This window comes from Pseudomonas sp. SMSB3 (assembly GCF_052041965.1).
Lineage (GTDB): Bacteria > Pseudomonadota > Gammaproteobacteria > Pseudomonadales > Pseudomonadaceae > Aquipseudomonas.
Genome location: NZ_JBKGGV010000018.1, coordinates 1 through 24,803, shown reverse-complemented (window position 1 = coordinate 24,803; position 24,803 = coordinate 1). Strand labels below are relative to the sequence as shown.

Below are 24,803 nucleotides of genomic sequence, written 5' to 3'. Positions count from 1 at the left end.
CGTACCCCTTACTTAGCAGCTTTTTTACGAGGCGCTGGTGCTTGTGGTTTCAGTTCTTCTTGGCGACCACCAATAACTTCGCCTTTGAAGATCCAAACCTTCACACCGATCACACCGTAAGTGGTGTGAGCTTCGTAGGTGTTGTAGTCGATATCGGCACGCAGGGTGTGCAGCGGCACACGACCTTCGCGATACCACTCGGTACGAGCAATCTCAGCACCGCCGAGACGACCGCTCACCTGGATCTTGATGCCCTTGGCACCAATACGCATGGCGTTCTGTACGGCGCGCTTCATGGCGCGACGGAACATTACGCGGCGTTCCAGCTGCTGAGCTACGCTCTGCGCAACCAGCATGGCGTCGAGTTCCGGCTTGCGGATCTCTTCGATGTTGATGTGCACAGGCACACCCATCTGCTTGGTCAGGTCCTGACGCAGCTTCTCGACATCCTCACCTTTCTTACCGATAACGATACCGGGACGAGCGGTGTGGATGGTGATGCGTGCAGTTTGAGCCGGACGATGAATATCGATACGGCTTACGGACGCGCTTTTTAGTTTGTCTTGGAGGTACTCACGCGTTTTCAGATCCTTCAACAGGTAATCTGCGTAAGTAGCACCGTCTGCGTACCAGACGGAGGTGTGCTCCTTGACGATTCCCAGGCGAATGCCAGTGGGATGTACTTTCTGACCCATCTGATCGACTCCGTTACTTGTCCGCAACCTTGACAGTGATATGGCAAGACCGCTTGACGATGCGATCAGCACGGCCTTTGGCACGTGGCATGATGCGCTTCAGCGAACGCCCTTCGTTGACGAAGACGGTGGAGACCTTCAGGTCATCAACGTCTGCGCCTTCGTTGTGTTCGGCGTTGGCTACGGCCGACTCGAGGACTTTCTTCATGATTTCAGCGGCTTTTTTGCTGCTGAAGGCCAACAGGTTGAGCGCTTCGCCCACCTTCTTCCCGCGGATCTGGTCGGCGACCAAGCGGGCTTTCTGGGCGGAGATGCGAGCGCCCGACAACTTAGCGGCTACTTCCATTTCCTTACCCCTTAACGCTTGGCTTTCTTGTCAGCCACGTGCCCGCGGTAGGTGCGGGTACCGGCGAACTCGCCCAGTTTGTGGCCGACCATGTCTTCGTTCACGAGAACTGGGACGTGTTGACGACCGTTGTGTACGGCGATGGTCAGACCGACCATTTGTGGCAGGATCATCGAACGGCGCGACCAGGTTTTAACTGGCTTGCGATCGTTCTTCTCCACCGCCACTTCGACCTTCTTCAGCAGGTGAAGATCGATAAAAGGACCTTTTTTCAGAGAACGTGGCACTGTCGTATCCCTCTAGTTACTTGCGACGACGGACGATCATGTTGTCGGTACGCTTATTACCACGGGTTTTAGCACCCTTGGTTGGGAAGCCCCATGGCGATACCGGATGACGACCACCGGAGGTACGACCTTCACCACCACCATGTGGGTGGTCAACCGGGTTCATGGCAACACCACGAACGGTTGGGCGAACGCCGCGCCAGCGTTTGGCACCAGCTTTACCCAGCGAACGCAGGCTGTGCTCGGAGTTCGAGACTTCACCCAGGGTCGCACGGCACTCAGCCAGGACTTTACGCATTTCACCAGAGCGCAGACGCAGGGTCACATAGACACCTTCGCGAGCGATCAGCTGAGCCGAAGCACCAGCGGAACGAGCGATCTGTGCACCTTTACCCGGCTTCAATTCGATGCCGTGAATGGTGCTACCCACTGGAATGTTGCGCAGTTGCAGGGAGTTACCGGCCTTGATTGGGGCCAGGGCACCTGCGATCAGCTGGTCGCCAGCGCTCACGCCCTTAGGCGCGATGATGTAGCGACGCTCGCCATCTGCGTAGCACAGCAGGGCGATGTGAGCAGTACGGTTTGGATCGTATTCGATACGCTCGACAGTGGCTGGGATGCCATCTTTGTCGTTGCGACGGAAGTCGACCAGACGGTAATGCTGCTTGTGACCACCACCAACGTGACGAGTGGTAATGCGGCCATTGTTGTTACGACCACCAGACTTCGATTTTTTCTCGATCAGCGGTGCGTGAGGAGCGCCTTTGTGCAGCTCCTTGTTGACCACCTTGACCACGAAACGGCGGCCAGGGGAAGTCGGTTTGCATTTAACGATTGCCATGATGCACCCCTTCCTTACTCAGCACTGCTGCTGAAATCGAGATCTTGGCCTGGCTGAAGGGAGACAATTGCCTTCTTCCAGTCATTACGCTTGCCCAGACCACGTGCGGTACGCTTGGTTTTACCCAGAACGTTAACAGTCGACACGTTTTCAACTTTTACGTTGAACAGGCCTTCGACAGCTTTCTTGATTTCCAGCTTGGTTGCATCGGTAGCAACCTTGAATACGAACTGGCCTTTTTTCTCAGCCAGAACGGTAGCCTTCTCGGAAACGTGCGGGCCAAGGAGGACTTTGAATACGCGTTCCTGGTTCATCCCAGCAGCTCCTCGAATTTCTTCACGGCCGAGACGGTGATCAACACCTTCTCGTATGCGATCAGACTGACCGGGTCGGAACCTTGAACGTCACGTACATCGACGTGTGGCAGGTTGCGAGCAGCCAGGTACAGGTTCTGATCAACAGCGTCCGAAACGATCAATACATCGCTCAGACCCATGCCGTTCAGCTTGTTCAGCAAGTCTTTGGTTTTTGGCGCTTCAACAGCGAAGTCCTGAACCACGACCAGACGGTCGCTACGCACCAGCTCAGCGAGGATGGAGCGCAGGGCTGCGCGGTACATCTTCTTGTTGAGCTTCTGCGAGTGATCTTGAGGACGAGCTGCGAAGGTTACACCACCGCCACGCCAGATCGGACCACGAGTAGTACCAGCACGAGCACGGCCAGTACCCTTCTGACGCCATGGGCGCTTACCGCCACCAGCCACGTCGGAACGGGTCTTTTGCTGCTTGGTGCCCTGACGGCCGCCAGCCATGTAGGCTACGACTGCTTGGTGTACCAGCGTCTCGTTGAATTCGCCACCGAAAGCCAGTTCGGAAACTTCGATCGCCTGAGCGTCATTTACATTGAGTTGCATGTCAGTTTCCCCTTAACCGCGAGCCTTGACAGCTGGACGTACAACCACGTCGCCGCCAGTAGCGCCAGGAACGGCACCCTTGACCAGCAGCAGGTTGCGCTCAGCGTCTACGCGAACAACTTCCAGGGACTGAACAGTCACGCGCTCGGCGCCCATGTGACCGGACATTTTCTTGCCCTTGAACACACGACCAGGAGTCTGGCACTGGCCGATGGAACCTGGGACACGGTGCGACACGGAGTTACCGTGGGTGTTGTCCTGGCCACGGAAGTTCCAGCGCTTGATGGTACCGGCGAAGCCTTTACCTTTGGACTGACCAGTAACGTCTACCAGCTGGCCTGCAGTGAAGAGTTCAGCTTTGATCAGATCGCCAGCCTGGAAATCGCCTTCTTCAAGACGGAACTCCCAAACACCGCGACCAGCGGCAACGTTAGCCTTGGCGAAGTGGCCTGCCTGAGCGGCAGTCACACGCGAAGCACGACGCTCGCCGACAGTGACTTGCACTGCACGGTAGCCATCGGTTTCTTCAGTTTTGAACTGGGTGACGCGATTCGGTTCGATCTCAATGACCGTGACCGGAATGGAGACACCTTCTTCGGTGAAAATGCGGGTCATACCGCACTTGCGACCGATTACACCAATAGTCATGTTGTAAACCTCATGAGTGTACGGGGCTTTCACCCGCTATGGCCGCCCATTTCAGAGCGTTACACGACCAGACCGAAGTCTTAGCCGAGGCTGATCTGTACTTCCACACCTGCCGCCAGATCAAGCTTCATCAGCGCATCAACGGTTTTATCCGTTGGCTGGACGATGTCCAGAACACGCTTATGAGTGCGAATCTCGTACTGGTCACGCGCGTCTTTGTTGACGTGCGGGGAGACCAGAACGGTGAAACGCTCTTTGCGGGTAGGCAGTGGAATAGGACCACGCACTTGTGCACCAGTACGTTTCGCGGTTTCCACGATTTCCTGGGTGGATTGGTCGATCAGGCGATGGTCGAAAGCCTTCAACCTGATACGGATTTGCTGATTTTGCATTGGATTTCAGACTCCAGGCTGTTCCCAACGGACGCACTACGCCCGCTAAAAGGAGGCGTGATTCTATAGACGCCCCCATTTAGTGTCAACCCAATAAAAAAAACCCCCGCTGAGCGGGGGTTTTTTCAATCGGTCGAGTGATTACTCGATGATTTTGGCTACGACGCCGGCGCCGACGGTACGACCGCCTTCACGGATAGCGAAGCGCAGACCGTCTTCCATTGCGATGGTCTTGATCAGGGTGACAGTCATCTGAATGTTGTCGCCTGGCATTACCATTTCAACGCCTTCCGGCAGTTCGCAGTTACCGGTCACGTCAGTGGTACGGAAGTAGAACTGTGGACGGTAGCCTTTGAAGAACGGAGTGTGACGACCGCCTTCTTCTTTCGACAGAACGTAGACTTCTGCGGTGAACTTGGTGTGCGGCTTGACCGAACCTGGCTTGACCAGAACCTGGCCACGCTCAACGTCGTCACGCTTGGTACCACGCAGCAGAACGCCGCAGTTCTCGCCAGCACGACCTTCGTCCAGCAGCTTGCGGAACATCTCAACGCCGGTGCAGGTAGTGGTGGTGGTGTCACGCAGACCAACGATTTCCAGCGGATCCTGAACGCGGACGATACCACGCTCGATACGGCCGGTTACCACGGTACCACGACCCGAGATCGAGAATACGTCTTCGATCGGCATCAGGAATGGCTGGTCGATGGCACGAACTGGCTCAGGGATGTAGGCATCCAGAGTTTCTACCAGCTTCTTGACAGCGGTAGTGCCCATTTCGTTGTCGTCTTTGCCTTCCAGCGCCATACGAGCCGAACCGATGATGATCGGGGTGTCGTCGCCTGGGAAGTCGTAGGTGGACAGCAGGTCGCGAACTTCCATCTCGACCAGTTCCAGCAGCTCAGCGTCGTCTACCAGGTCAGCCTTGTTCAGGAAGACCACGATGTACGGAACGCCAACCTGACGGGACAGCAGGATGTGCTCACGGGTTTGTGGCATCGGACCATCGGCGGCCGAGCAAACCAGGATCGCGCCGTCCATCTGGGCAGCACCGGTGATCATGTTCTTCACGTAGTCAGCGTGACCTGGGCAGTCAACGTGAGCGTAGTGACGAATGTTCGAGTTGTACTCGACGTGAGCGGTGTTGATGGTGATACCGCGTGCTTTTTCTTCCGGAGCCGAGTCGATCTTGTCGAACTCAACGACTGCCGAACCGAATACTTCGGAGCAGACGCGAGTCAGAGCTGCGGTCAGAGTGGTCTTACCGTGGTCAACGTGGCCGATGGTGCCGACGTTGACGTGGGGAAGGGAACGATCAAATTTTTCTTTAGCCACGACAGTGAACTCCTAGCCTAAAGGGGCTGAATCAGCCTTGTTTTTTAATGAGAGCTTCGACGATGTTCGACGGAGCTTCAGCGTACTTGGAGAATTCCATGGAGTAGCTTGCGCGACCCTGAGACATGGAACGAACGTCGGTTGCGTAACCGAACATTTCCCCGAGCGGAACTTCAGCGCGGACGACGCGGCCAGAGACCGATTCATCCATACCCTGTACCAGACCACGACGACGGTTCAGGTCACCCATCACGTCACCCAGGTAGTCTTCCGGGGTTACAACTTCGACCTTCATGATCGGCTCGAGAACCACGCCGCCACCCTTCTGGGCCAGCTGCTTGGTTGCCATCGAAGCGGCAATCTTGAACGCCATTTCGTTGGAGTCGACGTCGTGGTACGAACCGTCGAATACCGTGGCCTTGAGGCCGATCAGAGGATAACCGGCAACGACGCCGTTCTTCATCTGCTCTTCGATACCCTTCTGGATCGGGGCGATGAATTCCTTAGGAATCACACCACCAACGACTTCGTTGGTAAACACCAGACCTTCGGTGATGTTGCCTTTTTCGTCCACTTCCGGCTCCGAGAAACGGATCCAGCAGTGACCGAACTGACCACGACCACCCGACTGACGAACGAACTTGCCTTCGATCTCGACGTTGGACTTGGTGATCTTCTCGCGGTAGGAAACCTGCGGCTTGCCGATGTTGGCCTCGACGTTGAACTCGCGCTTCATGCGGTCAACGAGGATGTCCAGGTGCAGCTCACCCATACCGGAGATGATGGTCTGGCCGGTTTCTTCGTCGGTCTTGACGCGGAACGATGGGTCTTCCTGGGCCAACTTGCCCAGTGCGATGCCCATCTTCTCCTGGTCAGCCTTGGTTTTCGGCTCTACGGAGAGCGAGATCACCGGCTCAGGGAAGTCCATACGCTCAAGGATGATTGGCTTGTCGGCGTTGCACAGGGTTTCGCCCGTGGTCACGTCTTTCATACCGATCAGCGCAGCGATGTCACCAGCGCGCACTTCCTTGATTTCTTCACGCTGGTTGGCGTGCATCTGCACCATACGACCAACGCGTTCTTTCTTGCCTTTGACCGAGTTGATGACCGAGTCACCGGAGCTCAGAACGCCCGAGTAGACGCGAACGAAGGTCAGGGTACCGACGAACGGGTCGGTCGCGATCTTGAACGCCAGAGCCGAGAACGGCTCGTCGTCGTCAGCGTGACGCTCGTCTTTGCGAACAGCCGGATCGTCTTTATCCAGGTCCTTGTCGTCCGGGTTGATACCCTGGATGGCAGGGATCTCGGTCGGCGCAGGCAGGTAGTCGATGACGGCGTCGAGAACCAGGGGAACACCCTTGTTCTTGAACGACGAGCCGCAGACAGCCGGGACGATCTCGCTGGCCAGGGTGCGCGCGCGCAGACCGGCTTTGATTTCTTCGACGGTCAGCTCTTCGCCTTCCAGGTACTTGTTCATCAGCTCTTCGCTGGACTCGGCAGCCGCTTCAACCATGTTGGAGCGCCACTCTTGAGCCAGCTCCAGCATATCGGCAGGAATCTCTTCCTCGCGATAGGTGGTGCCTTTGTCGTCGTCGTTCCAGTAGATAGCCTTCATCTTGATCAGGTCGACCTGACCCTGGAAGTTATCTTCCGAACCGATGGCCAGCTGAACAGGAACCGGGGTGTGACCCAGACGGTTCTTGATCTGACCTACGACGCGCAGGAAGTTTGCACCTGCACGGTCCATCTTGTTCACGTAGACAACACGTGGAACGCCGTACTTGTTGGCCTGACGCCATACGGTTTCAGACTGCGGCTCAACGCCGGAGGTGCCGCAGAAGACCACGACCGCGCCGTCGAGTACACGCAGCGAACGCTCTACTTCAATGGTGAAGTCAACGTGGCCGGGGGTGTCGATGACGTTTACGCGGTAGTTGTCATACTGACCAACAGAGCCTTTCCAGAAGGTGGTAACGGCAGCGGAGGTAATGGTGATACCCCGCTCCTGCTCCTGCACCATCCAGTCGGTGGTCGCGGCGCCATCATGCACCTCGCCCATCTTGTGGCTCAGACCTGTGTAGAACAGGATCCGCTCGGTAGTGGTGGTCTTGCCCGCGTCAACGTGGGCACAGATACCAATGTTACGGTAGCGGTTAATTGCAGTAGTACGAGCCATAAAGCCCTCGCAAAATGATTGATGCTTGAATTAGAAGCGGTAGTGCGAGAACGCTTTGTTGGCTTCAGCCATACGGTGCACGTCTTCACGCTTCTTGACTGCAGCACCTTTGCCTTCAGCAGCATCCAGCAGCTCGCCAGCCAAGCGCAGAGCCATCGACTTCTCGCCGCGCTTGCGGGCGTAGTCTACGAGCCAGCGCATTGCCAGAGCGTTACGACGGGATGGACGAACTTCAACCGGAACCTGGTAAGTGGCACCGCCGACACGACGGGACTTTACTTCGACCAGCGGAGCGATGGCGTCGAGAGCTTTCTCGAAGATTTCCAGGGGGTCGCTGTTCTTGCGTGCTTTGACGGTATCCAGAGCACCGTAAACGATGCGCTCGGCTACAGCCTTCTTGCCGCTTTCCATCACGTGGTTCATGAACTTGGCGAGGATCTGCGATCCGTACTTAGGATCGTCAAGGATCTCACGTTTTGCTGCTACACGACGTCTTGGCATGATAAGCCCTCAAACGGTCTTCAGGTTAGCCCGGGACCCGGTCTTTCGACCCCTGCCCGACCTTACTCTTATCGACTCAAATAAATGGATGTCTGCAAACGGCCGATTACTTCGGACGCTTGGTACCGTACTTCGAACGACCCTGGTTACGGCCTTTAACGCCCGAAGTATCCAGAGAGCCGCGAACGGTGTGGTAACGAACACCTGGCAAGTCTTTTACACGGCCGCCACGGATCAGGACGACGCTGTGCTCTTGCAGGTTGTGGCCTTCACCGCCGATGTACGAGGAAACCTCGAAACCGTTGGTCAGACGCACACGGCATACTTTACGCAGTGCCGAGTTAGGTTTTTTCGGCGTGGTGGTGTACACACGGGTGCACACGCCACGACGTTGCGGGCAGTTCTGCAGCGCAGGAACGTCGGACTTCTCGACCGAACGCTTACGCGGCTGACGTACCAGCTGGTTGATAGTTGCCATCTACTAGCTCCACTGATTGTCTTGCGACTCTATTGTCTTGCAAGAAAGCCAAAAATTGGCGAGACGGAGCCTCACCAAATTTAAGGGTACAAAAGTCTAAAGAGGATCTTGCACCCAGTCAAGACGAGGCCCCGGCTCTCCTCGCCCGATCATCGGCAACATTTCATGTCGCCGATGCGCGTTCGAGGCTAGCCGGGGCCCTGCCCTGTACTTAGTTGCCGCTGGAATTCAGCGCTTCGGTCAGTGCGGCTTCCACCTCACTGGCGCTTACACGCAGCGGTTTGTCGGCATCACGGCGACGCTTGCGCTCGCTGTGGTAAGCCAGACCGGTACCGGCCGGAATCAGACGACCCACGACCACGTTCTCTTTCAGACCACGCAGGTAGTCGCGCTTGCCGGTCACTGCCGCTTCGGTCAGTACGCGGGTAGTTTCCTGGAAGGAAGCCGCGGAGATGAACGATTCGGTCGACAGCGACGCCTTGGTGATACCCAGCAGCACGCGGGTGAACTTGGAGATGAACTTGTCCTCGGAGGCGAGACGCTCGTTCTCTACCAGTACCTGGGTCAGTTCCATCTGGTCGCCCTTGATGAAGCTGGAATCGCCCGACTCGGAGATCTCGACCTTGCGCAGCATCTGACGCAGGATGGTCTCGATGTGCTTGTCGTTGATCTTCACGCCCTGCAGACGGTAAACGTCCTGGATCTCGTTGACGATGTACTTCGCCAGTGCGCTTACACCCAGCAGACGCAGGATGTCGTGCGGATCGCTCGGACCGTCGGAGATGACTTCGCCGCGGTTTACCTGTTCGCCTTCGAAGACGTTCAGGTGGCGCCACTTCGGAATCAGCTCTTCGTACGGATCGCTACCGTCGGTTGGAGTAATGACCAGACGACGCTTGCCTTTGGTTTCCTTGCCGAACGCGATGGTACCGCTGACTTCCGCCAGGATCGAAGCTTCTTTCGGACGACGCGCTTCGAACAAGTCGGCAACGCGTGGCAGACCACCGGTAATGTCACGGGTCTTCGACGTTTCTTGCGGGATACGCGCGATAACGTCACCAACACCGATCTGGGCACCGTCAGCCACACCGACGAGGGCGTTGGCCGGCAGGAAGTACTGAGCAGGTACGTCGGTACCTGGCAGGTACAGGTCCTTGCCATTGGCATCGACCATCTTGATTGCCGGACGGATTTCCTTGCCGGAGGCAGGGCGATCCTTGACGTCCAGAACTTCAATGTTGGTCAGACCGGTCAATTCGTCGGTCTGACGCTTGATGGTGATGTTTTCTTCCATGCCCACGAAGGTCACGGTGCCTTTCAGCTCGGTAACGATCGGGTGGGTGTGCGGGTCCCACTTGGCGACGATGGCGCCAGCTTCGACCTTGTCACCTTCCTTGACCGAAATCACTGCACCGTAAGGCAGCTTGTAACGCTCACGCTCGCGACCGAATTCGTCGGCAATCGCCAGCTCGCCGGAACGCGAGACAGCAACCAGGTTGCCGTCGGCACGCTCGACCTGCTTCAGGTTGTGCAGACGTACCATACCGCCGTTCTTCACCTGGACGCTGTCGGCAGCCGAAGTACGGCTTGCAGCACCACCGATGTGGAACGTACGCATGGTCAGCTGGGTACCTGGCTCACCGATCGACTGTGCGGCGATTACGCCGACAGCTTCACCGATGTTCACCTGGTGACCGCGAGCCAGGTCACGACCGTAGCACTTGGCGCAGATGCCATAGCGCGTTTCGCAGTTGATCGGCGAGCGCACGATGACTTCGTCGATGCTGTTCAGCTCGATGAACTCGACCCACTGCTCGTCGACCAGGGTACCGGCCGGAACGATGACGTCCTCGGTGCCTGGCTTGAACACGTCACGGGCGATCACACGACCCAGTACACGCTCACCCAGCGGCTCTACCACGTCGCCACCTTCAATGTGCGGCGTCATCAGCAGGCCGTGGTCGGTGCCACAGTCGATCTCGGTAACCACCAGATCCTGGGCAACGTCTACCAGACGGCGGGTCAGGTAACCGGAGTTGGCAGTCTTCAGTGCGGTATCCGCCAGACCCTTACGAGCACCGTGGGTCGAGATGAAGTACTGCAGAACGCTCAGGCCTTCACGGAAGTTCGCGGTGATCGGCGTTTCGATGATGGAACCGTCCGGCTTGGCCATCAGACCACGCATACCGGCCAGCTGACGAATCTGGGCCGCAGAACCACGCGCACCGGAGTCGGCCATCATGTACATGGAGTTGAAGGACTCCTGGTCGACTTCGTTGCCTTCGCGGTCGATGACCTTCTCTTTCGAGAGGTTGGCCATCATCGCCTTGGACACTTCGTCGTTCGCCTTGGACCACAAGTCGATGACCTTGTTGTACTTCTCGCCCTGGGTTACCAGGCCGGAGGCGTACTGGCTCTCGATTTCCTTCACTTCATCGGTAGCGTTACCGATGATGCGGGCTTTCTCGTCCGGGATAACGAAGTCGTTAACGCCGATGGAAACGCCGGAAATGGTCGAGTAAGCGAAACCGGTGTACATCAACTGGTCAGCGAAGATCACGGTCTCTTTCAGACCAACCACGCGGTAGCACTGGTTGATCAGCTTGGAGATCGCCTTCTTCTTCATCGGCTGGTTGACCACGTCGTACGGCAGACCTGCCGGTACAACCTGGAACAGCAGCGCACGGCCAACGGTGGTGTCGACGATACGGGTGTTCTTGGTGACGCTGCCATCGCGGTCTTTCACGGTTTCGTTGATACGAACCTTGATCTTCGCGTGCAGGGCAGCTTCGCCGGCGCGGAATACGCGGTCGACTTCCTGCAGGTCAGCGAACACGCGACCTTCGCCCTTGGCGTTGATGGCTTCACGGGTCATGTAGTACAGACCCAGTACCACGTCCTGCGACGGCACGATGATTGGCTCACCGTTGGCTGGCGACAGGATGTTGTTGGTCGACATCATCAGCGCGCGCGCTTCGAGCTGGGCTTCCAGCGTCAGCGGCACGTGAACGGCCATCTGGTCACCGTCGAAGTCGGCGTTGTACGCGGCGCAGACCAGCGGGTGCAGCTGAATGGCCTTACCTTCGATCAGTACCGGTTCGAACGCCTGGATGCCCAGACGGTGCAGGGTTGGTGCACGGTTGAGCAGCACGGGGTGTTCGCGGATCACCTCGGCGAGCACGTCCCACACCTCTGGCAGCTCGCGCTCGACCATCTTCTTGGCAGCTTTGATGGTGGTCGCCAGACCACGCATTTCCAGCTTGCCGAAAATGAACGGCTTGAACAGCTCCAGGGCCATCTTCTTCGGCAGGCCGCACTGGTGCAGACGCAGGGTCGGACCTACGGTAATTACCGAACGGCCGGAATAGTCCACACGCTTGCCGAGCAAGTTCTGACGGAAGCGACCTTGCTTACCTTTGATCATGTCGGCCAGCGACTTCAGCGGACGCTTGTTCGAGCCCGTGATGGCGCGACCGCGACGGCCGTTGTCGAGCAGGGCGTCAACCGCTTCCTGCAGCATGCGCTTTTCGTTGCGCACGATGATGTCCGGCGCCGACAGATCGAGCAGGCGCTTCAGACGATTGTTACGGTTGATCACCCGACGATACAGGTCGTTCAGGTCGGAGGTCGCGAAGCGGCCACCATCCAGCGGTACCAGCGGACGCAGGTCCGGCGGCAGAACTGGCAGGACGGTCAGGACCATCCACTCAGGCAGGTTGCCCGAGCCCTGGAAAGCTTCCATCAGCTTCAGGCGCTTGGACAGCTTCTTGATCTTGGTTTCCGAGTTGGTCTGCGGAATCTCTTCGCGCAGGCGGCCAATCTCGTGCTCCAGGTCAATCGCGTGCAGCAGTTCGCGGACCGCCTCGGCACCCATGCGGGCGTCGAAGTCGTCACCGAATTCTTCCAGCGCTTCGAAGTACTGCTCGTCGTTGAGCAGCTGACCCTTTTCGAGGGTGGTCATGCCTGGGTCGATAACGACGTAGCTCTCGAAGTAGAGAACGCGCTCGATATCACGCAGGGTCATGTCCATCAGCAGGCCGATACGGGACGGCAGCGACTTCAGGAACCAGATGTGAGCAACCGGCGAAGCCAGTTCGATGTGCGCCATGCGCTCACGACGGACTTTGGCCAGCGCGACTTCAACGCCGCACTTCTCGCAGATCACACCACGGTGCTTGAGGCGCTTGTACTTACCGCACAGGCACTCGTAGTCCTTGACTGGGCCAAAGATCTTGGCGCAGAAAAGGCCGTCACGCTCAGGCTTGAACGTACGGTAGTTGATGGTTTCCGGCTTCTTAACTTCACCGAACGACCACGAACGGATCATTTCAGGCGACGCCAGACCGATGCGGATGGCGTCGAACTCTTCGACTTGACCCTGGTTTTTCAGCAAATTCAGTAGGTCTTTCAAGGCCTTTCCTCCTGGCGGAGCAGGAAGCGGGCATTACCTGCCCCGCTCCCCTTCGCGTCACGTGTTATTCGGTTTCCAGATCGATATCGATACCGAGCGAACGGATCTCTTTGATCAACACGTTGAAGGACTCGGGCATGCCCGGCTCCATACGGTGATCGCCATCCACGATGTTCTTGTACATCTTGGTACGGCCGTTCACGTCGTCCGACTTCACTGTGAGCATTTCTTGCAGGGTGTATGCCGCGCCGTATGCTTCCAGCGCCCACACTTCCATCTCCCCGAAACGCTGACCACCGAACTGCGCCTTACCACCCAGCGGCTGCTGAGTGACCAGGCTGTAGGAACCAGTGGAACGCGCGTGCATCTTGTCGTCCACCAAGTGGTTCAGCTTGAGCATGTACATGTAACCAACGGTCACAGGACGCTCGAACTTGTTGCCGGTACGGCCATCGAACAGCACCATCTGGCCGCTTTCTGGCAGGTCCGCCAGTTTCAGCATGGCCTTGATCTCACGCTCCTTGGCACCATCGAAGACCGGAGTAGCCATAGGCACGCCTTTCTTCAGGTTGTTCGCCAGGGCGAGGATCTCTTCGTCGGTGAATTCTTCCAGGTTCTCCTGACGCCCGCCGATCTCGTTGTAGATCTCGGTGAGGAAGCCACGCAGCTCAGCAGCCTTGCGCTGTTCTTCGATCATGCGGTCGATTTTCTCGCCCAGACCTTTGGCTGCAAGGCCCAGGTGGGTTTCGAGAATCTGACCGACGTTCATACGCGAAGGTACGCCCAGCGGGTTGAGGACCACGTCGACCGGAGTACCGTTGGCGTCATGCGGCATGTCTTCGACCGGCATGATCACCGAGACGACACCCTTGTTACCGTGACGACCGGCCATCTTGTCACCCGGCTGGATGCGACGGCGGATAGCCAGGTAGACCTTGACGATCTTCAGTACGCCTGGAGCCAGGTCATCGCCCTGCTGCAGCTTGCGCTTCTTGTCTTCGAACTTGTCGTCCAGCAGGCGACGGCGGTCGACGATGTACTGCTGAGCTTTCTCGAGCTGCTCGTTCAGTGCATCTTCGGCCATGCGCAATTTGAACCACTGACCGTGCTCCAGACCATCGAGCACTTCGTCGGTGATCGCGATGCCTTTCTTCAGGCCGGCACCGCCGTCGACGATCTGGCCGTTCAGCGCAGCACGCAGACGTTCGAAGGTCGCGCCTTCAACGATGCGGAACTCCTCGTTGAGGTCCTTGCGGATCTCGTCGAGCTGCATCTTCTCGATGGCCAGCGCACGGCTGTCGCGCTCTACGCCGTCACGGGTGAAGACCTGTACGTCGATGACCGTACCCTTGGTGCCGGTCGGCACGCGCAGGGAGGTGTCTTTGACGTCGCTGGCCTTCTCACCGAAGATCGCGCGCAGCAGCTTCTCTTCTGGAGTGAGCTGGGTTTCGCCTTTTGGCGTGACCTTGCCGACCAGAATATCGCCCGCGCCGACTTCGGCACCTACGTAAACGATACCGGCTTCGTCCAGCTTGTTCAGAGCGGCTTCACCCACGTTCGGGATGTCCGCAGTGATTTCCTCTGGGCCAAGCTTGGTGTCACGCGCCACGCAGGTCAGTTCCTGGATGTGGATCGTGGTGAAGCGGTCTTCCTGAACCACACGCTCGGACAGGCAGATGGAGTCTTCGAAGTTGAAGCCGTTCCACGCCATGAACGCGATGCGCATGTTCTGACCCAGTGCCAGTTCACCCATATCGGTGGACGGGCCGTCGGCCATGATGTCGCCACGCTGAACCTTGTCACCTTTGCTCACCAGCGGACGCTGGTTGATGCAGGTGTTCTGGTTCGAACGGGTGTACTTGGTCAGGTTGTAGATATCTACACCGGCTTCACCGGTTTCCACTTCGTCATCGGCTACACGCACGACGATACGGCTGGCGTCGACCGAATCGATCACGCCACCGCGACGAGCGACCACGCAGACACCGGAGTCACGGGCGACGTTGCGCTCCATGCCAGTACCTACCAGCGGCTTGTCGGCACGCAGGGTCGGTACCGCCTGACGCTGCATGTTCGAACCCATCAACGCACGGTTGGCGTCGTCGTGCTCGAGGAACGGAATCAGCGACGCTGCAACCGAAACAACCTGCTTCGGCGATACGTCCATCAAGGTGACGTCTTCCGGCGCCTTGACGGTGAATTCGTTCAAGTGACGAACTGCGACCAACTCGTCGATCAGCTGCTTCTTCTCGTTCATCGTGGCCGAAGCCTGAGCGATGACGTGATCAGCCTCTTCAATAGCCGACAGGAACACGATGTCGTCGCTGACAACGCCTTCTTTCACCACACGGTACGGGCTTTCCAGGAAGCCGTACTGGTTGGTGCGGGCATAGGCTGCCAGGGAGTTGATCAGACCGATGTTCGGACCTTCAGGGGTCTCGATCGGGCACACACGGCCGTAGTGGGTCGGGTGCACGTCACGCACTTCGAAGCCTGCACGCTCACGGGTCAGGCCACCAGGGCCAAGCGCAGATACGCGGCGCTTGTGGGTAATCTCGGACAGCGGGTTGTTCTGGTCCATGAACTGCGAGAGCTGGCTGGAGCCGAAGAACTCTTTCACCGCGGCCGCGACCGGCTTGGCGTTGATCAGGTCCTGAGGCATCAGGCCTTCGCTTTCTGCCATCGACAGACGCTCTTTGACCGCACGCTCGACACGCACCAGGCCAACGCGGAACTGGTTCTCGGCCATCTCACCGACGCAGCGAACGCGACGGTTACCCAGGTGGTCGATGTCGTCGACGATGCCTTTGCCGTTACGGATATCGACCAGGGTCTTGAGGACCTCGACGATGTCTTCCTTGCTCAGCACGCCCGAACCTTCGATCTCGGTACGACCGATACGACGGTTGAACTTCATGCGGCCGACGGCGGACAGATCGTAACGCTCGGCGCTGAAGAACAGGTTGTTGAACAGGGTCTCGGCGGCATCCTTGGTTGGCGGCTCGCCTGGACGCATCATGCGATAGATCTCGACCAGTGCTTCCAGCTGGTTGCTGGTGGTGTCGATCTTCAGGGTATCGGAGATGAACGGACCGCAGTCGATGTCGTTGGTGTACAGGGTCTCGATACGGACGACCTGTGCCTTGGCGATCTTGATCAGCAGTTCGGTGGTCAGCTCGGTGTTGCACTCAGCCAGGATTTCACCGGTGGCCGGGTGCACGATAGCCTTGGCAGTGGTGCGACCCAGGACGTATTCCATCGGAACGTCCAGCGAGTTGACACCAGCCTTCTCGAGCTGATTGACGTGGCGCGCGGTAATACGGCGGCCTTGCTCAACGATGACCTTGCCGCTTTCGTCATGGATGTCCATGACCGCGACTTCACCACGCAGACGCTGAGGTACCAGTTCCAGGCTGAGTTTCTCGCCGGAAATGTGGAACACGTTGGTGGTGTAGAAGGTGTTGAGCACTTCTTCGGTGCTGTAGCCCAGCGCGCGCAGCAGTACCGAAGCCGGCAGTTTGCGACGACGGTCGATACGCACGAACACGCAGTCTTTCGGGTCGAACTCGAAGTCCAACCACGAACCGCGGTAAGGGATGATGCGAGCGGAGTACAGCAGCTTGCCGGAGCTGTGCGTCTTGCCACGGTCGTGGTCGAAGAACACACCAGGCGAACGGTGCAGCTGGGAAACGATTACTCGTTCGGTACCGTTGATAACGAAGGTACCGTTCTCAGTCATCAGGGGGATTTCACCCATGTAGACTTCTTGCTCTTTGATGTCCTTGATCGCTTTGTTCGACGATTCCTTGTCGAAGATGATCAGGCGCACCTTGACCCGCAGTGGGACCGCGAAGGTCACGCCACGCAGGACACATTCCTTCACATCGAAGGCGGGATCGCCCAGGCGGTAGCCTACGTACTCCAAGGCAGCATTGCCGGAGTAGCTGATGATCGGGAATACCGACTTGAAGGCCGCGTGCAGGCCGACGTCACGGAACGAATCCTTGGATGCTCCCGCTTGCAGGAATTCGCGATACGAATCCAGCTGGATGGCCAGGAGGTAAGGCACATCCATGACGTCCGGCAACTTGCTAAAGTCCTTGCGGATACGTTTTTTCTCAGTATATGAGTAAGCCATCAGCGTTCCCCAGCTTGGTCACCTGCTTGTTTGGCTTCTCCCGGCGGGAGCAGCCAGAAAATCGTGCAAACCCCTTGGTTTGCGCCACCCACATGGGTGTCTTGCAGCTTGTTATCGGGGCCGGCTTGACCAGCCACCAATAACGGAAAAAGGCCGGTGGCCTAAGCCACCAGCCATCAGCCTTAAGCTCGACGCTCAGGCTGGCATCGCAAGGTCGAGATTACTTCAGCTCGACTTTAGCGCCTGCTTCTTCCAGCTTCTTCTTAGCGTCTTCAGCGGCTTCTTTCGAAACGCCTTCAGCTACAACCTGAGGAGCGCCATCGACTTTCTCTTTGGCTTCTTTCAGGCCCAGACCGGTCAGCTCGCGAACGGCTTTAATGACGTTCACTTTCTTGTCGCCGGCTTCAACCAGAACAACGTTGAACTCGGTCTGCTCTTCAACAACGGCAGCAGCAGCAGCTGGGCCAGCAGCGGCAACAGCAGCGGTAACGCCGAAGGTTTCTTCCATTGCTTTGATCAGCTCAACAACTTCCAGAACGGTTTTCTGGCCGATTGCTTCGATGATTTGTTCGTTAGTCAGAGACATGACTTAAATCCTGTATTGGGGTGACAGCCTACGCAGCCATCAAATTAAACGTATGATTTTGAAAGAGTTCGCGCGCCTTAGGCGGCGGTAGCTTCTTTCTGGTCGCGAATGGCTGCCAGAGTACGAGCCAGCTTGCTGGTGGCGCCTTGAATGACGCTCATCAGTTTTGCAATAGCTTCGTCGCGGGTCGGCAGGGTAGCCAACACGTCGATCTGGTTCGCTGCAATGAAATTGCCGTCAAACGCAGCTGCCTTGATCTCGAACTTGTCCTGACCCTTGGCGAACTCTTTGAACAGACGAGCAGCAGCGCCCGGGTGTTCGTTGGAGAATGCAATCAGGGTCGGGCCTTTGAACGCGTCGCTGAGGATCGAAAATTCGGTGCCTTCAACAGCGCGCTTGAGCAGGGTGTTACGTACGACACGTACGTATACGCCAGCTTCGCGGGCCTCTTTACGGAGTCCGGTCATTGCGCCTACAGTCACACCACGGGCATCGGCCACGACAGCGGACAGAGCGACTTTGGCAGCCTCGTTGACTTCAGCGACGATGGCCTTCTTGTCTTCGAGTTTAATTGCCACGGGTTTACTCCTGGTTTTTACCGTTTCATCTGGCCGAGGCCGGATGTCGTTTTGGTGTCTGATTCGGTAACGAATCGGGAGCACCATCTGCGTGGGCTGGATTTTTAAGGCTTGCGCCGCCTACGGTCTTGGATAGCCCCCGCCAGGCAGGGACCCCAATTTTTGCGAGTGGCGCGACGGGTCGCGCCACTCTGTTTCTTACACGTCCAGCGAGCTCTGATCGATGACCAGACCTGGGCCCATGGTGGTGCTCAGGGTAACGCGCTTGACGTAGATACCTTTCGAGGAAGCCGGCTTGATACGCTTCAGATCGGCGATCAGGGCTTCAACGTTTTCCTTCAGCTTGCCGGCTTCGAAGCCGATTTTGCCAACGGAAGTGTGAATGATACCGTTCTTGTCGGTACGGTAGCGAACCTGACCAGCCTTGGCGTTTTTGACCGCGCCGGCTACGTCTGGAGTTACGGTACCTACTTTCGGGTTAGGCATCAGGCCGCGAGGACCCAGAACCTGACCCAGCTGACCGACAACGCGCATGGCATCAGGCGATGCGATGACGACGTCATAGTTCAGGTCGCCGCCTTTCATTTCGGCAGCCAGATCGTCCATGCCTACACGGTCAGCGCCGGCAGCCAGAGCGGCTTCAGCAGCTGGACCCTGGGTGAAGACAGCAACGCGTACAGTCTTGCCAGTGCCGTGTGGCAGCACGGTAGCGCTACGAACAACCTGATCGGATTTACGCGGGTCAACACCGAGGTTTACGGCGATGTCGTAGGATTCTACGAACTTGGCAGCCGGCAGCGAAGCCAGCAGAGTTGCGGCCTCTTCGAAGTTGTAGGCCTTGCCTGCTTCGATTTTTTCGGCGATTGCCTTTTGGCGCTTGGTCAGCTTAGCCATTACACACCCTCCACGTTCAAGCCCATGCTGCGGGCAGAGCCAGCGATGGTGCGTACAGCTGCGTCCAGGTCAGCGGCGGTCAGATCAGCCTGTTTAGCCTTGGCGATATCTTCCAGCTGAGCACGGGTAACGGTACCGACTTTAACGGTGTTCGGCCGAGCCGAACCACTGGTCAGGCCAGCAGCTTTCTTCAGCAGAACCGAGGCAGGGGTGCTCTTGGTCTCGAAGGTGAAGCTACGGTCGCTGTAGACAGTGATGATCACTGGAGTCGGCAGACCGGCTTCTTGACCCTGAGTACGGGCGTTGAAGGCCTTGCAGAACTCCATGATGTTCACACCGTGTTGACCCAGTGCTGGACCAACGGGTGGGCTTGGGTTGGCCTGGCCGGCCTTAACTTGCAGCTTGATGTAAGCCTGAATCTTCTTAGCCATGAGCTACTCCAAAATCGGGTACGAACGCCATATGGCTCCCCGGATGACTTGCGTTTTATCCCAGTGACGACAAAACCCCGCAGCACACAGGGCTGCGGGGTATGGGATGCTTCGTCCGCCTAGACCTTTTCGACCTGGCTGAACTCGAGCTCCACCGGAGTGGAGCGACCGAAAATGAGCACCGCCACCTGGAGGCGACTCTTTTCGTAGTTAACTTCTTCGACGTTGCCATTGAAGTCTGCGAACGGACCATCAATGACTCGAACCACTTCACCTGGCTCGAACAGCGTCTTGGGCTTCGGCTTGTCACTGCCATCGGCAACGCGACGCAGGATAGCTTCAGCTTCTTTATCAGTGATCGGTGCAGGCTTGTCTGCCGTACCACCGATAAAGCCCATCACGCGAGGGGTATCCTTGACCAAGTGCCAGGTACCTTCGTTCATTTCCATCTGGACCAATACGTAGCCAGGGAAGAACTTACGCTCGCTCTTGCGCTTCTGGCCATTGCGCATCTCAACGACTTCTTCGGTCGGAACCAAGATTTCGCCGAAACCGTCTTCCATGCCAGCCAGCTTGACGCGCTCGATCAGAGAGCGCATTACATGCTTCTCGTAACCCGAGTAAGCATGCACAACATACCAACGCTTAGCCACGGGACACCTTTAGCCTACGATCAGGGAGACCGCCCAGCCGAGCAGGGAATCAAGACCCCACAGCAGCAGTGCCATAACCAGCACGACAGCCACGACAATCAGCGTGGTCTGGGCTGTTTCCTGGCGGGTCGGCCACACGACTTTACGGATCTCGGTACGAGCTTCCTTCGCCAGCGCAAAGAACGACTTACCCTTCGCAGTCTGCAGAGCTACAAAGCCTGCAACGGCAGCCAGGGCGAGAAGTGCAAGGACACGGTACAGGATTGGGGCGGCGGAGTAATATTGATTACCCACAACTGCAACAACCACCAAAGCCACTACAGCCAGCCACTTGAACAGATCAAAACGCGATTCTTGGGCTTCAGTTTTGGGGGTCATCGAGGAGGATCCTGTAAGAAGAAAGCCATCACACCGAGGTGAAATGGCAGGTCAGGAGGGAATCGAACCCCCAACCTACGGTTTTGGAGACCGTCGCTCTGCCAATTGAGCTACTGACCTGTAACGCTGTATCAGGCCGGCCATTATACCGGCCTGATTAGGAAAATCAACTACTTATTCAATAATTTTTGCTACGACGCCGGCGCCGACGGTACGACCGCCTTCACGGATAGCGAAGCGCAGACCGTCTTCCATTGCGATGGTCTTGATCAGGGTGACAGTCATCTGAATGTTGTCGCCTGGCATTACCATTTCAACGCCTTCCGGCAGTTCGCAGTTACCGGTCACGTCAGTGGTACGGAAGTAGAACTGTGGACGGTAGCCTTTGAAGAACGGAGTGTGACGACCGCCTTCTTCTTTCGACAGAACGTAGACTTCTGCGGTGAACTTGGTGTGCGGCTTGACCGAACCTGGCTTGACCAGAACCTGGCCACGCTCAACGTCGTCACGCTTGGTACCACGCAGCAGAACGCCGCAGTTCTCGCCAGCACGACCTTCGTCCAGCAGCTTGCGGAACATCTCAACGCCGGTGCAGGTAGTGGTGGTGGTGTCACGCAGACCAACGATTTCCAGCGGATCCTGAACGCGGACGATACCACGCTCGATACGGCCGGTTACCACGGTACCACGACCCGAGATCGAGAATACGTCTTCGATCGGCATCAGGAATGGCTGGTCGATGGCACGAACTGGCTCAGGGATGTAGGCATCCAGAGTTTCTACCAGCTTCTTGACAGCGGTAGTGCCCATTTCGTTGTCGTCTTTGCCTTCCAGCGCCATACGAGCCGAACCGATGATGATCGGGGTGTCGTCGCCTGGGAAGTCGTAGGTGGACAGCAGGTCGCGAACTTCCATCTCGACCAGTTCCAGCAGCTCAGCGTCGTCTACCAGGTCAGCCTTGTTCAGGAAGACCACGATGTACGGAACGCCAACCTGACGGGACAGCAGGATGTGCTCACGGGTTTGTGGCATCGGACCATCGGCGGCCGAGCAAACCAGGATCGCGCCGTCCATCTGGGCAGCACCGGTGATCATGTTCTTCACGTAGTCAGCGTGACCTGGGCAGTCAACGTGAGCGTAGTGACGAATGTTCGAGTTGTACTCGACGTGAGCGGTGTTGATGGTGATACCGCGTGCTTTTTCTTCCGGAGCCGAGTCGATCTTGTCGAACTCAACGACTGCCGAACCGAATACTTCGGAGCAGACGCGAGTCAGAGCTGCGGTCAGAGTGGTCTTACCGTGGTCAACGTGGCCGATGGTGCCGACGTTGACGTGGGGAAGGGAACGATCAAACTTTTCCTTAGCCATCGAACAGTCCTCCGCAGAAGAAAATAGTCTTACGCTGATAAAACAAAGGCAGATATTTTCATATCTGCCTTGTTTATATGGAGCTCTTGAGCGGACTTGAACCGCTGACCTCACCCTTACCAAGGGTGTGCTCTACCAACTGAGCTACAAGAGCGAAACACTTTGTGCAAAATCCGGCAAACTTGGAGCGGGTAGCGGGAATCGAACCCGCATCATCAGCTTGGAAGGCTGAGGTTCTACCACTAAACTATACCCGCGGAGCTTGCGGCTCTCGCTAAAACTGGTGGAGGGAGAAGGATTCGAACCTTCGAAGCTCTCGCAACGGATTTACAGTCCGTCCCCTTTGACCGCTCGGGAATCCCTCCAGATGTGGCCGGCATTCTATTTGTCTGCCGTCCTAGTGTCAAGCATTTTTTCAAATTTTTTCAATCAAATCTGAAACTTAGCTGCATTGACACCGCTTCCAGTTCTGCCACCTAAGTGGTGTTCCCTGTGAAGCGGGCGCCATTCTATCAAGCTATTCAGCAGTTGCAATACCCTGGCAGAAAATAATTTTGTGTTTTAAGTCTTTGAAATCGTTGGAAAGAGTCTGAAGCACCGTTTGGTCCAATAATCGCTCGCTCTCAGGCGCAATCTTGACCCACAGGCCTTCCGCCCCAGGGATCTGTCCAGCCACCGTAGCGGCGTTGATATCAAGGCTGAGCAGGCGCTGACGCAGCGCCTCAAGCTGCTCCCGACCAGCCAGCCCACCCACCACCAGGCATTCATCGCGCCGCCTTGCCGGCGTAGCGGCGCCGGTTTCCTTGAGTAAACGAATTTCCTGCTGATTGCCTTTGTACAGCAAAAGCGGCGCAACATCCTTGGCTTTCAGCGGGGCTTGCTGCTGGTGCCATACGTAATAGAAGACATTGAGCACCAACAACAGCAGAAACAACCAACGCATAAGCACCTCAGTCCAATGGACAGGCCATTGCCAGGCCGACGAAAACCAGGTCAGGAACCACACGCGCCTGCGGCGCGGCCTCGCGCACCAGCGGCGCATCGCCACCGGTAAGGAATACCGTGAAATCCGCCCCCCACAGCGCATGCGCCTGGTCAATCTGGGTGCGGGCAAAACCTTGCAACATCAATACGCAGCCTCGCTCTACCGCTTCAACAGTGGAACGCCCTGGCGCAAGACTGTTCATGGCACGCTCTGCCGACGCATCGTCGTAGCGGATGCGCCGAGTATGGGTACGCAGCTGGCTGCGCATCAACGGCATACCCGGACATATATAGCCACCTAGATGCTCACCATCGGCTGATACGAAGTCCGCTTTTGCCGCAGTGCCCAGGTCGATGACCAGGCATGCGCCTTTAGCCAGATGAAAAGCGCCTAGTACAGCGAGCCAGCGGTCCATGCCCAAGCGTTGGTAATCAGCGTAGCCATTGCGCACCCCGGCCATGCCGGGCGACGGCTCGGCGACTTTTGCCTCAACGCAGAACGCGTTGGCAATAACCGCACAGAGCGCAGACGTTTCGTCCTCGCTGCGCACGCTGACGATCCTGCACCCTGTCAGTCGCAGCCCTGATAGCGCGCTCACCTCAGCCACCAGCGCTTGATCCGAGTCGACGATTCCGCCACCCACAATCGTGGCATCGGCGACATGTATCACCCGCCATTTTATGAAGCTATTGCCGCAGTCGAGCTCAAGAATCATCACGCAACCTCAAACTGAGCTCACCACCGCTGAAGCTCTTTTCTACACCATCAACTTCAAGACGCAATCCGCCCTGCCCGTCCACACCCAGCACGACACCGTGGATCTGGGAGCTGCCGGCAATCAGGGAAACCTGACGTCCTTGCCATACGTGTGACCGCTCCCATTCCTCCTGGAACGCTGCGAAACCATAACGTCGATGACGCGCGAGTTCATGGTGCAGCTGCTGGTTGAGGACGGCGACCAAGCGATTGCGATCTATCGCCGCACCCACCTCACGCTTGATCGATGTCCACTGCTGATCAACGTCGCCATTGCTCTGCATGTTCACGTTGATGCCAATACCCAGCACTACATGACAGACGTCGGCAGGATCTCCGACCAGCTCAAGCAGAATGCCGGTCACCTTCTGCCCGCGGATGAGCACGTCGTTTGGCCATTTAAGTCCGACATCCTTGACGCCGAAGCTTTGCAGGGTGCGCATGACAGCCAATCCAACCACCAGGCTTAGGCCTTCAAGCTGACGCATGCCGCCTTCAACCCGCAGGACCAGGCTGTAATACAGATTCTCGGCAAATGGACTTACCCACAGGCGACCACGTCGACCCCGGCCAGCGCTCTGGCGCTCAGCCAATACAATGAAGGGTGCCAACTGCCCCTTGCTGATTTGTCGCAAGGCTTCAGCGTTGGTTGAATCGATGGTTTCATGCACGACGACAGGCCACCTCTCACCCTGCGCGTACTGGTCAATCGCTAGTGGATCAAGCAAGCTCAGCGGCGCAGACAACTGGTAACCGCGTCCACGAATTTTATGGATGGTGAGGTTCAGGTCGCTTTCCAGGTGCTGCAGCTGTTTCCAAACGGCGCTGCGGCTTATCCCGAGGGCTGCCCCCAAGGCTTCTCCGGAATGGAACCGGCCATCCTTGAGGAGGTTCAACAACTTCAGCATGCCAATCTCGACTTGGAATAAGGCTGGCATGATAGCTAGGGGTCGTGAGCTTGCATAGGAAAAGGGCTGCAGACCCATCGCCAAGCCTGCGCATGACCGCGCTGA

At 57.3% G+C, this 24,803-nt stretch carries 24 protein-coding genes and 4 tRNA genes; all 28 read right to left on the bottom strand.

What is annotated here, in order from left to right; translation table 11 throughout:
* Positions 1-8: 8 nt before the first annotated feature.
* The 28 genes from rpsC to birA all read right to left on the bottom strand — a co-directional run bounded on the left by rpsC (position 9) and on the right by birA (position 24,698).
* Positions 9-695, bottom strand: coding sequence for a 30S ribosomal protein S3 (gene rpsC, locus ACLEJW_RS21675; protein WP_003255481.1), 687 nt, complete (start codon positions 693-695; stop codon positions 9-11).
* Positions 696-708: 13 nt separating this feature from the next.
* Complete coding sequence (rplV, locus tag ACLEJW_RS21670; RefSeq protein WP_003103908.1) at positions 709-1,041, bottom strand: 50S ribosomal protein L22; 333 nt, start codon at positions 1,039-1,041, stop codon at positions 709-711.
* An 11-nt stretch (positions 1,042-1,052) separates the two neighbouring features.
* The gene (gene rpsS, locus ACLEJW_RS21665) at positions 1,053-1,328 is read right to left on the bottom strand and encodes a 30S ribosomal protein S19 (RefSeq protein WP_003255482.1); all 276 of its coding nucleotides are present in this window, start codon (positions 1,326-1,328) and stop codon (positions 1,053-1,055) included.
* Between the two features lie 16 nt (positions 1,329-1,344).
* Positions 1,345-2,169 carry a 50S ribosomal protein L2 gene (gene rplB / locus ACLEJW_RS21660; protein WP_003255483.1) on the bottom strand — a complete coding sequence of 275 codons (825 nt, stop codon included), beginning with the start codon at positions 2,167-2,169 and terminating at the stop codon, positions 1,345-1,347.
* 14 nt (positions 2,170-2,183) lie between these two features.
* Positions 2,184-2,483, bottom strand: coding sequence for a 50S ribosomal protein L23 (rplW, locus tag ACLEJW_RS21655; protein WP_003255484.1), 300 nt, complete (start codon positions 2,481-2,483; stop codon positions 2,184-2,186).
* Positions 2,480-3,082 carry a 50S ribosomal protein L4 gene (gene rplD, locus ACLEJW_RS21650; RefSeq protein ID WP_060509677.1) on the bottom strand — a complete coding sequence of 201 codons (603 nt, stop codon included), beginning with the start codon at positions 3,080-3,082 and terminating at the stop codon, positions 2,480-2,482. The genes rplW and rplD overlap by 4 nt, the downstream gene beginning before the upstream one ends.
* 12 nt (positions 3,083-3,094) lie before the next feature.
* Positions 3,095-3,730, bottom strand: coding sequence for a 50S ribosomal protein L3 (gene rplC, locus ACLEJW_RS21645; protein WP_003257089.1), 636 nt, complete (start codon positions 3,728-3,730; stop codon positions 3,095-3,097).
* 80 nt (positions 3,731-3,810) lie between these two features.
* A complete protein-coding gene (rpsJ, locus tag ACLEJW_RS21640; RefSeq protein ID WP_003186070.1) occupies positions 3,811-4,122 on the bottom strand; it encodes a 30S ribosomal protein S10 in 312 nt (103 codons plus the stop codon).
* Positions 4,123-4,263: 141 nt separating this feature from the next.
* Positions 4,264-5,457 carry an elongation factor Tu gene (gene tuf, locus ACLEJW_RS21635; RefSeq protein WP_010951775.1) on the bottom strand — a complete coding sequence of 398 codons (1,194 nt, stop codon included), beginning with the start codon at positions 5,455-5,457 and terminating at the stop codon, positions 4,264-4,266.
* 31 nt (positions 5,458-5,488) lie between these two features.
* Positions 5,489-7,633 carry an elongation factor G gene (gene fusA / locus ACLEJW_RS21630; protein ID WP_313457618.1) on the bottom strand — a complete coding sequence of 715 codons (2,145 nt, stop codon included), beginning with the start codon at positions 7,631-7,633 and terminating at the stop codon, positions 5,489-5,491.
* Positions 7,634-7,663: 30 nt separating this feature from the next.
* Complete coding sequence (gene rpsG / locus ACLEJW_RS21625; protein ID WP_003246741.1) at positions 7,664-8,134, bottom strand: 30S ribosomal protein S7; 471 nt, start codon at positions 8,132-8,134, stop codon at positions 7,664-7,666.
* A 106-nt stretch (positions 8,135-8,240) separates the two neighbouring features.
* Positions 8,241-8,612, bottom strand: a complete 372-nt coding sequence (gene rpsL / locus ACLEJW_RS21620; RefSeq protein WP_003255492.1) for a 30S ribosomal protein S12 — start codon at positions 8,610-8,612, stop codon at positions 8,241-8,243.
* Between the two features lie 211 nt (positions 8,613-8,823).
* Positions 8,824-13,023 (bottom strand): DNA-directed RNA polymerase subunit beta', encoded by a 4,200-nt coding sequence (gene rpoC, locus ACLEJW_RS21615; RefSeq protein ID WP_145193585.1) that lies wholly within the window; start codon positions 13,021-13,023, stop codon positions 8,824-8,826.
* 64 nt (positions 13,024-13,087) lie between these two features.
* Positions 13,088-17,161 (bottom strand): DNA-directed RNA polymerase subunit beta, encoded by a 4,074-nt coding sequence (rpoB, locus tag ACLEJW_RS21610; RefSeq protein ID WP_145193587.1) that lies wholly within the window; start codon positions 17,159-17,161, stop codon positions 13,088-13,090.
* Between the two features lie 220 nt (positions 17,162-17,381).
* A complete protein-coding gene (rplL, locus tag ACLEJW_RS21605; RefSeq protein ID WP_003255496.1) occupies positions 17,382-17,747 on the bottom strand; it encodes a 50S ribosomal protein L7/L12 in 366 nt (121 codons plus the stop codon).
* A 77-nt stretch (positions 17,748-17,824) separates the two neighbouring features.
* Positions 17,825-18,325, bottom strand: coding sequence for a 50S ribosomal protein L10 (gene rplJ / locus ACLEJW_RS21600; protein WP_138221852.1), 501 nt, complete (start codon positions 18,323-18,325; stop codon positions 17,825-17,827).
* Between the two features lie 198 nt (positions 18,326-18,523).
* On the bottom strand, positions 18,524-19,219 hold the full coding sequence (rplA, locus tag ACLEJW_RS21595; protein ID WP_145193589.1) for a 50S ribosomal protein L1: 696 nt from the start codon (positions 19,217-19,219) through the stop codon (positions 18,524-18,526).
* Complete coding sequence (gene rplK / locus ACLEJW_RS21590; RefSeq protein WP_003255500.1) at positions 19,219-19,650, bottom strand: 50S ribosomal protein L11; 432 nt, start codon at positions 19,648-19,650, stop codon at positions 19,219-19,221. Before rplK ends, rplA begins: the two co-directional genes overlap by 1 nt.
* A 119-nt stretch (positions 19,651-19,769) precedes the next feature.
* Positions 19,770-20,303, bottom strand: a complete 534-nt coding sequence (gene nusG / locus ACLEJW_RS21585; RefSeq protein ID WP_012316525.1) for a transcription termination/antitermination protein NusG — start codon at positions 20,301-20,303, stop codon at positions 19,770-19,772.
* 9 nt (positions 20,304-20,312) lie between these two features.
* Positions 20,313-20,681 carry a preprotein translocase subunit SecE gene (secE, locus tag ACLEJW_RS21580; protein WP_145193591.1) on the bottom strand — a complete coding sequence of 123 codons (369 nt, stop codon included), beginning with the start codon at positions 20,679-20,681 and terminating at the stop codon, positions 20,313-20,315.
* 44 nt (positions 20,682-20,725) lie between these two features.
* Positions 20,726-20,801 (bottom strand) — tRNA-Trp (locus tag ACLEJW_RS21575).
* Positions 20,802-20,855: 54 nt separating this feature from the next.
* Positions 20,856-22,049, bottom strand: a complete 1,194-nt coding sequence (gene tuf, locus ACLEJW_RS21570; RefSeq protein ID WP_010951775.1) for an elongation factor Tu — start codon at positions 22,047-22,049, stop codon at positions 20,856-20,858.
* 78 nt (positions 22,050-22,127) lie between these two features.
* Positions 22,128-22,203, bottom strand: a tRNA-Thr gene (locus tag ACLEJW_RS21565).
* Between the two features lie 29 nt (positions 22,204-22,232).
* A tRNA-Gly gene (locus tag ACLEJW_RS21560) sits at positions 22,233-22,306 on the bottom strand.
* Between the two features lie 24 nt (positions 22,307-22,330).
* Positions 22,331-22,414, bottom strand: a tRNA-Tyr gene (locus ACLEJW_RS21555).
* A 152-nt stretch (positions 22,415-22,566) separates the two neighbouring features.
* Complete coding sequence (locus ACLEJW_RS21550; RefSeq protein WP_440778229.1) at positions 22,567-22,992, bottom strand: hypothetical protein; 426 nt, start codon at positions 22,990-22,992, stop codon at positions 22,567-22,569.
* A 7-nt stretch (positions 22,993-22,999) separates the two neighbouring features.
* Complete coding sequence (locus ACLEJW_RS21545) at positions 23,000-23,749, bottom strand: pantothenate kinase (protein ID WP_313303220.1); 750 nt, start codon at positions 23,747-23,749, stop codon at positions 23,000-23,002.
* On the bottom strand, positions 23,739-24,698 hold the full coding sequence (gene birA, locus ACLEJW_RS21540; RefSeq protein ID WP_313303222.1) for a bifunctional biotin--[acetyl-CoA-carboxylase] ligase/biotin operon repressor BirA: 960 nt from the start codon (positions 24,696-24,698) through the stop codon (positions 23,739-23,741). The genes ACLEJW_RS21545 and birA overlap by 11 nt, the downstream gene beginning before the upstream one ends.
* Positions 24,699-24,803: the final 105 nt, after the last annotated feature.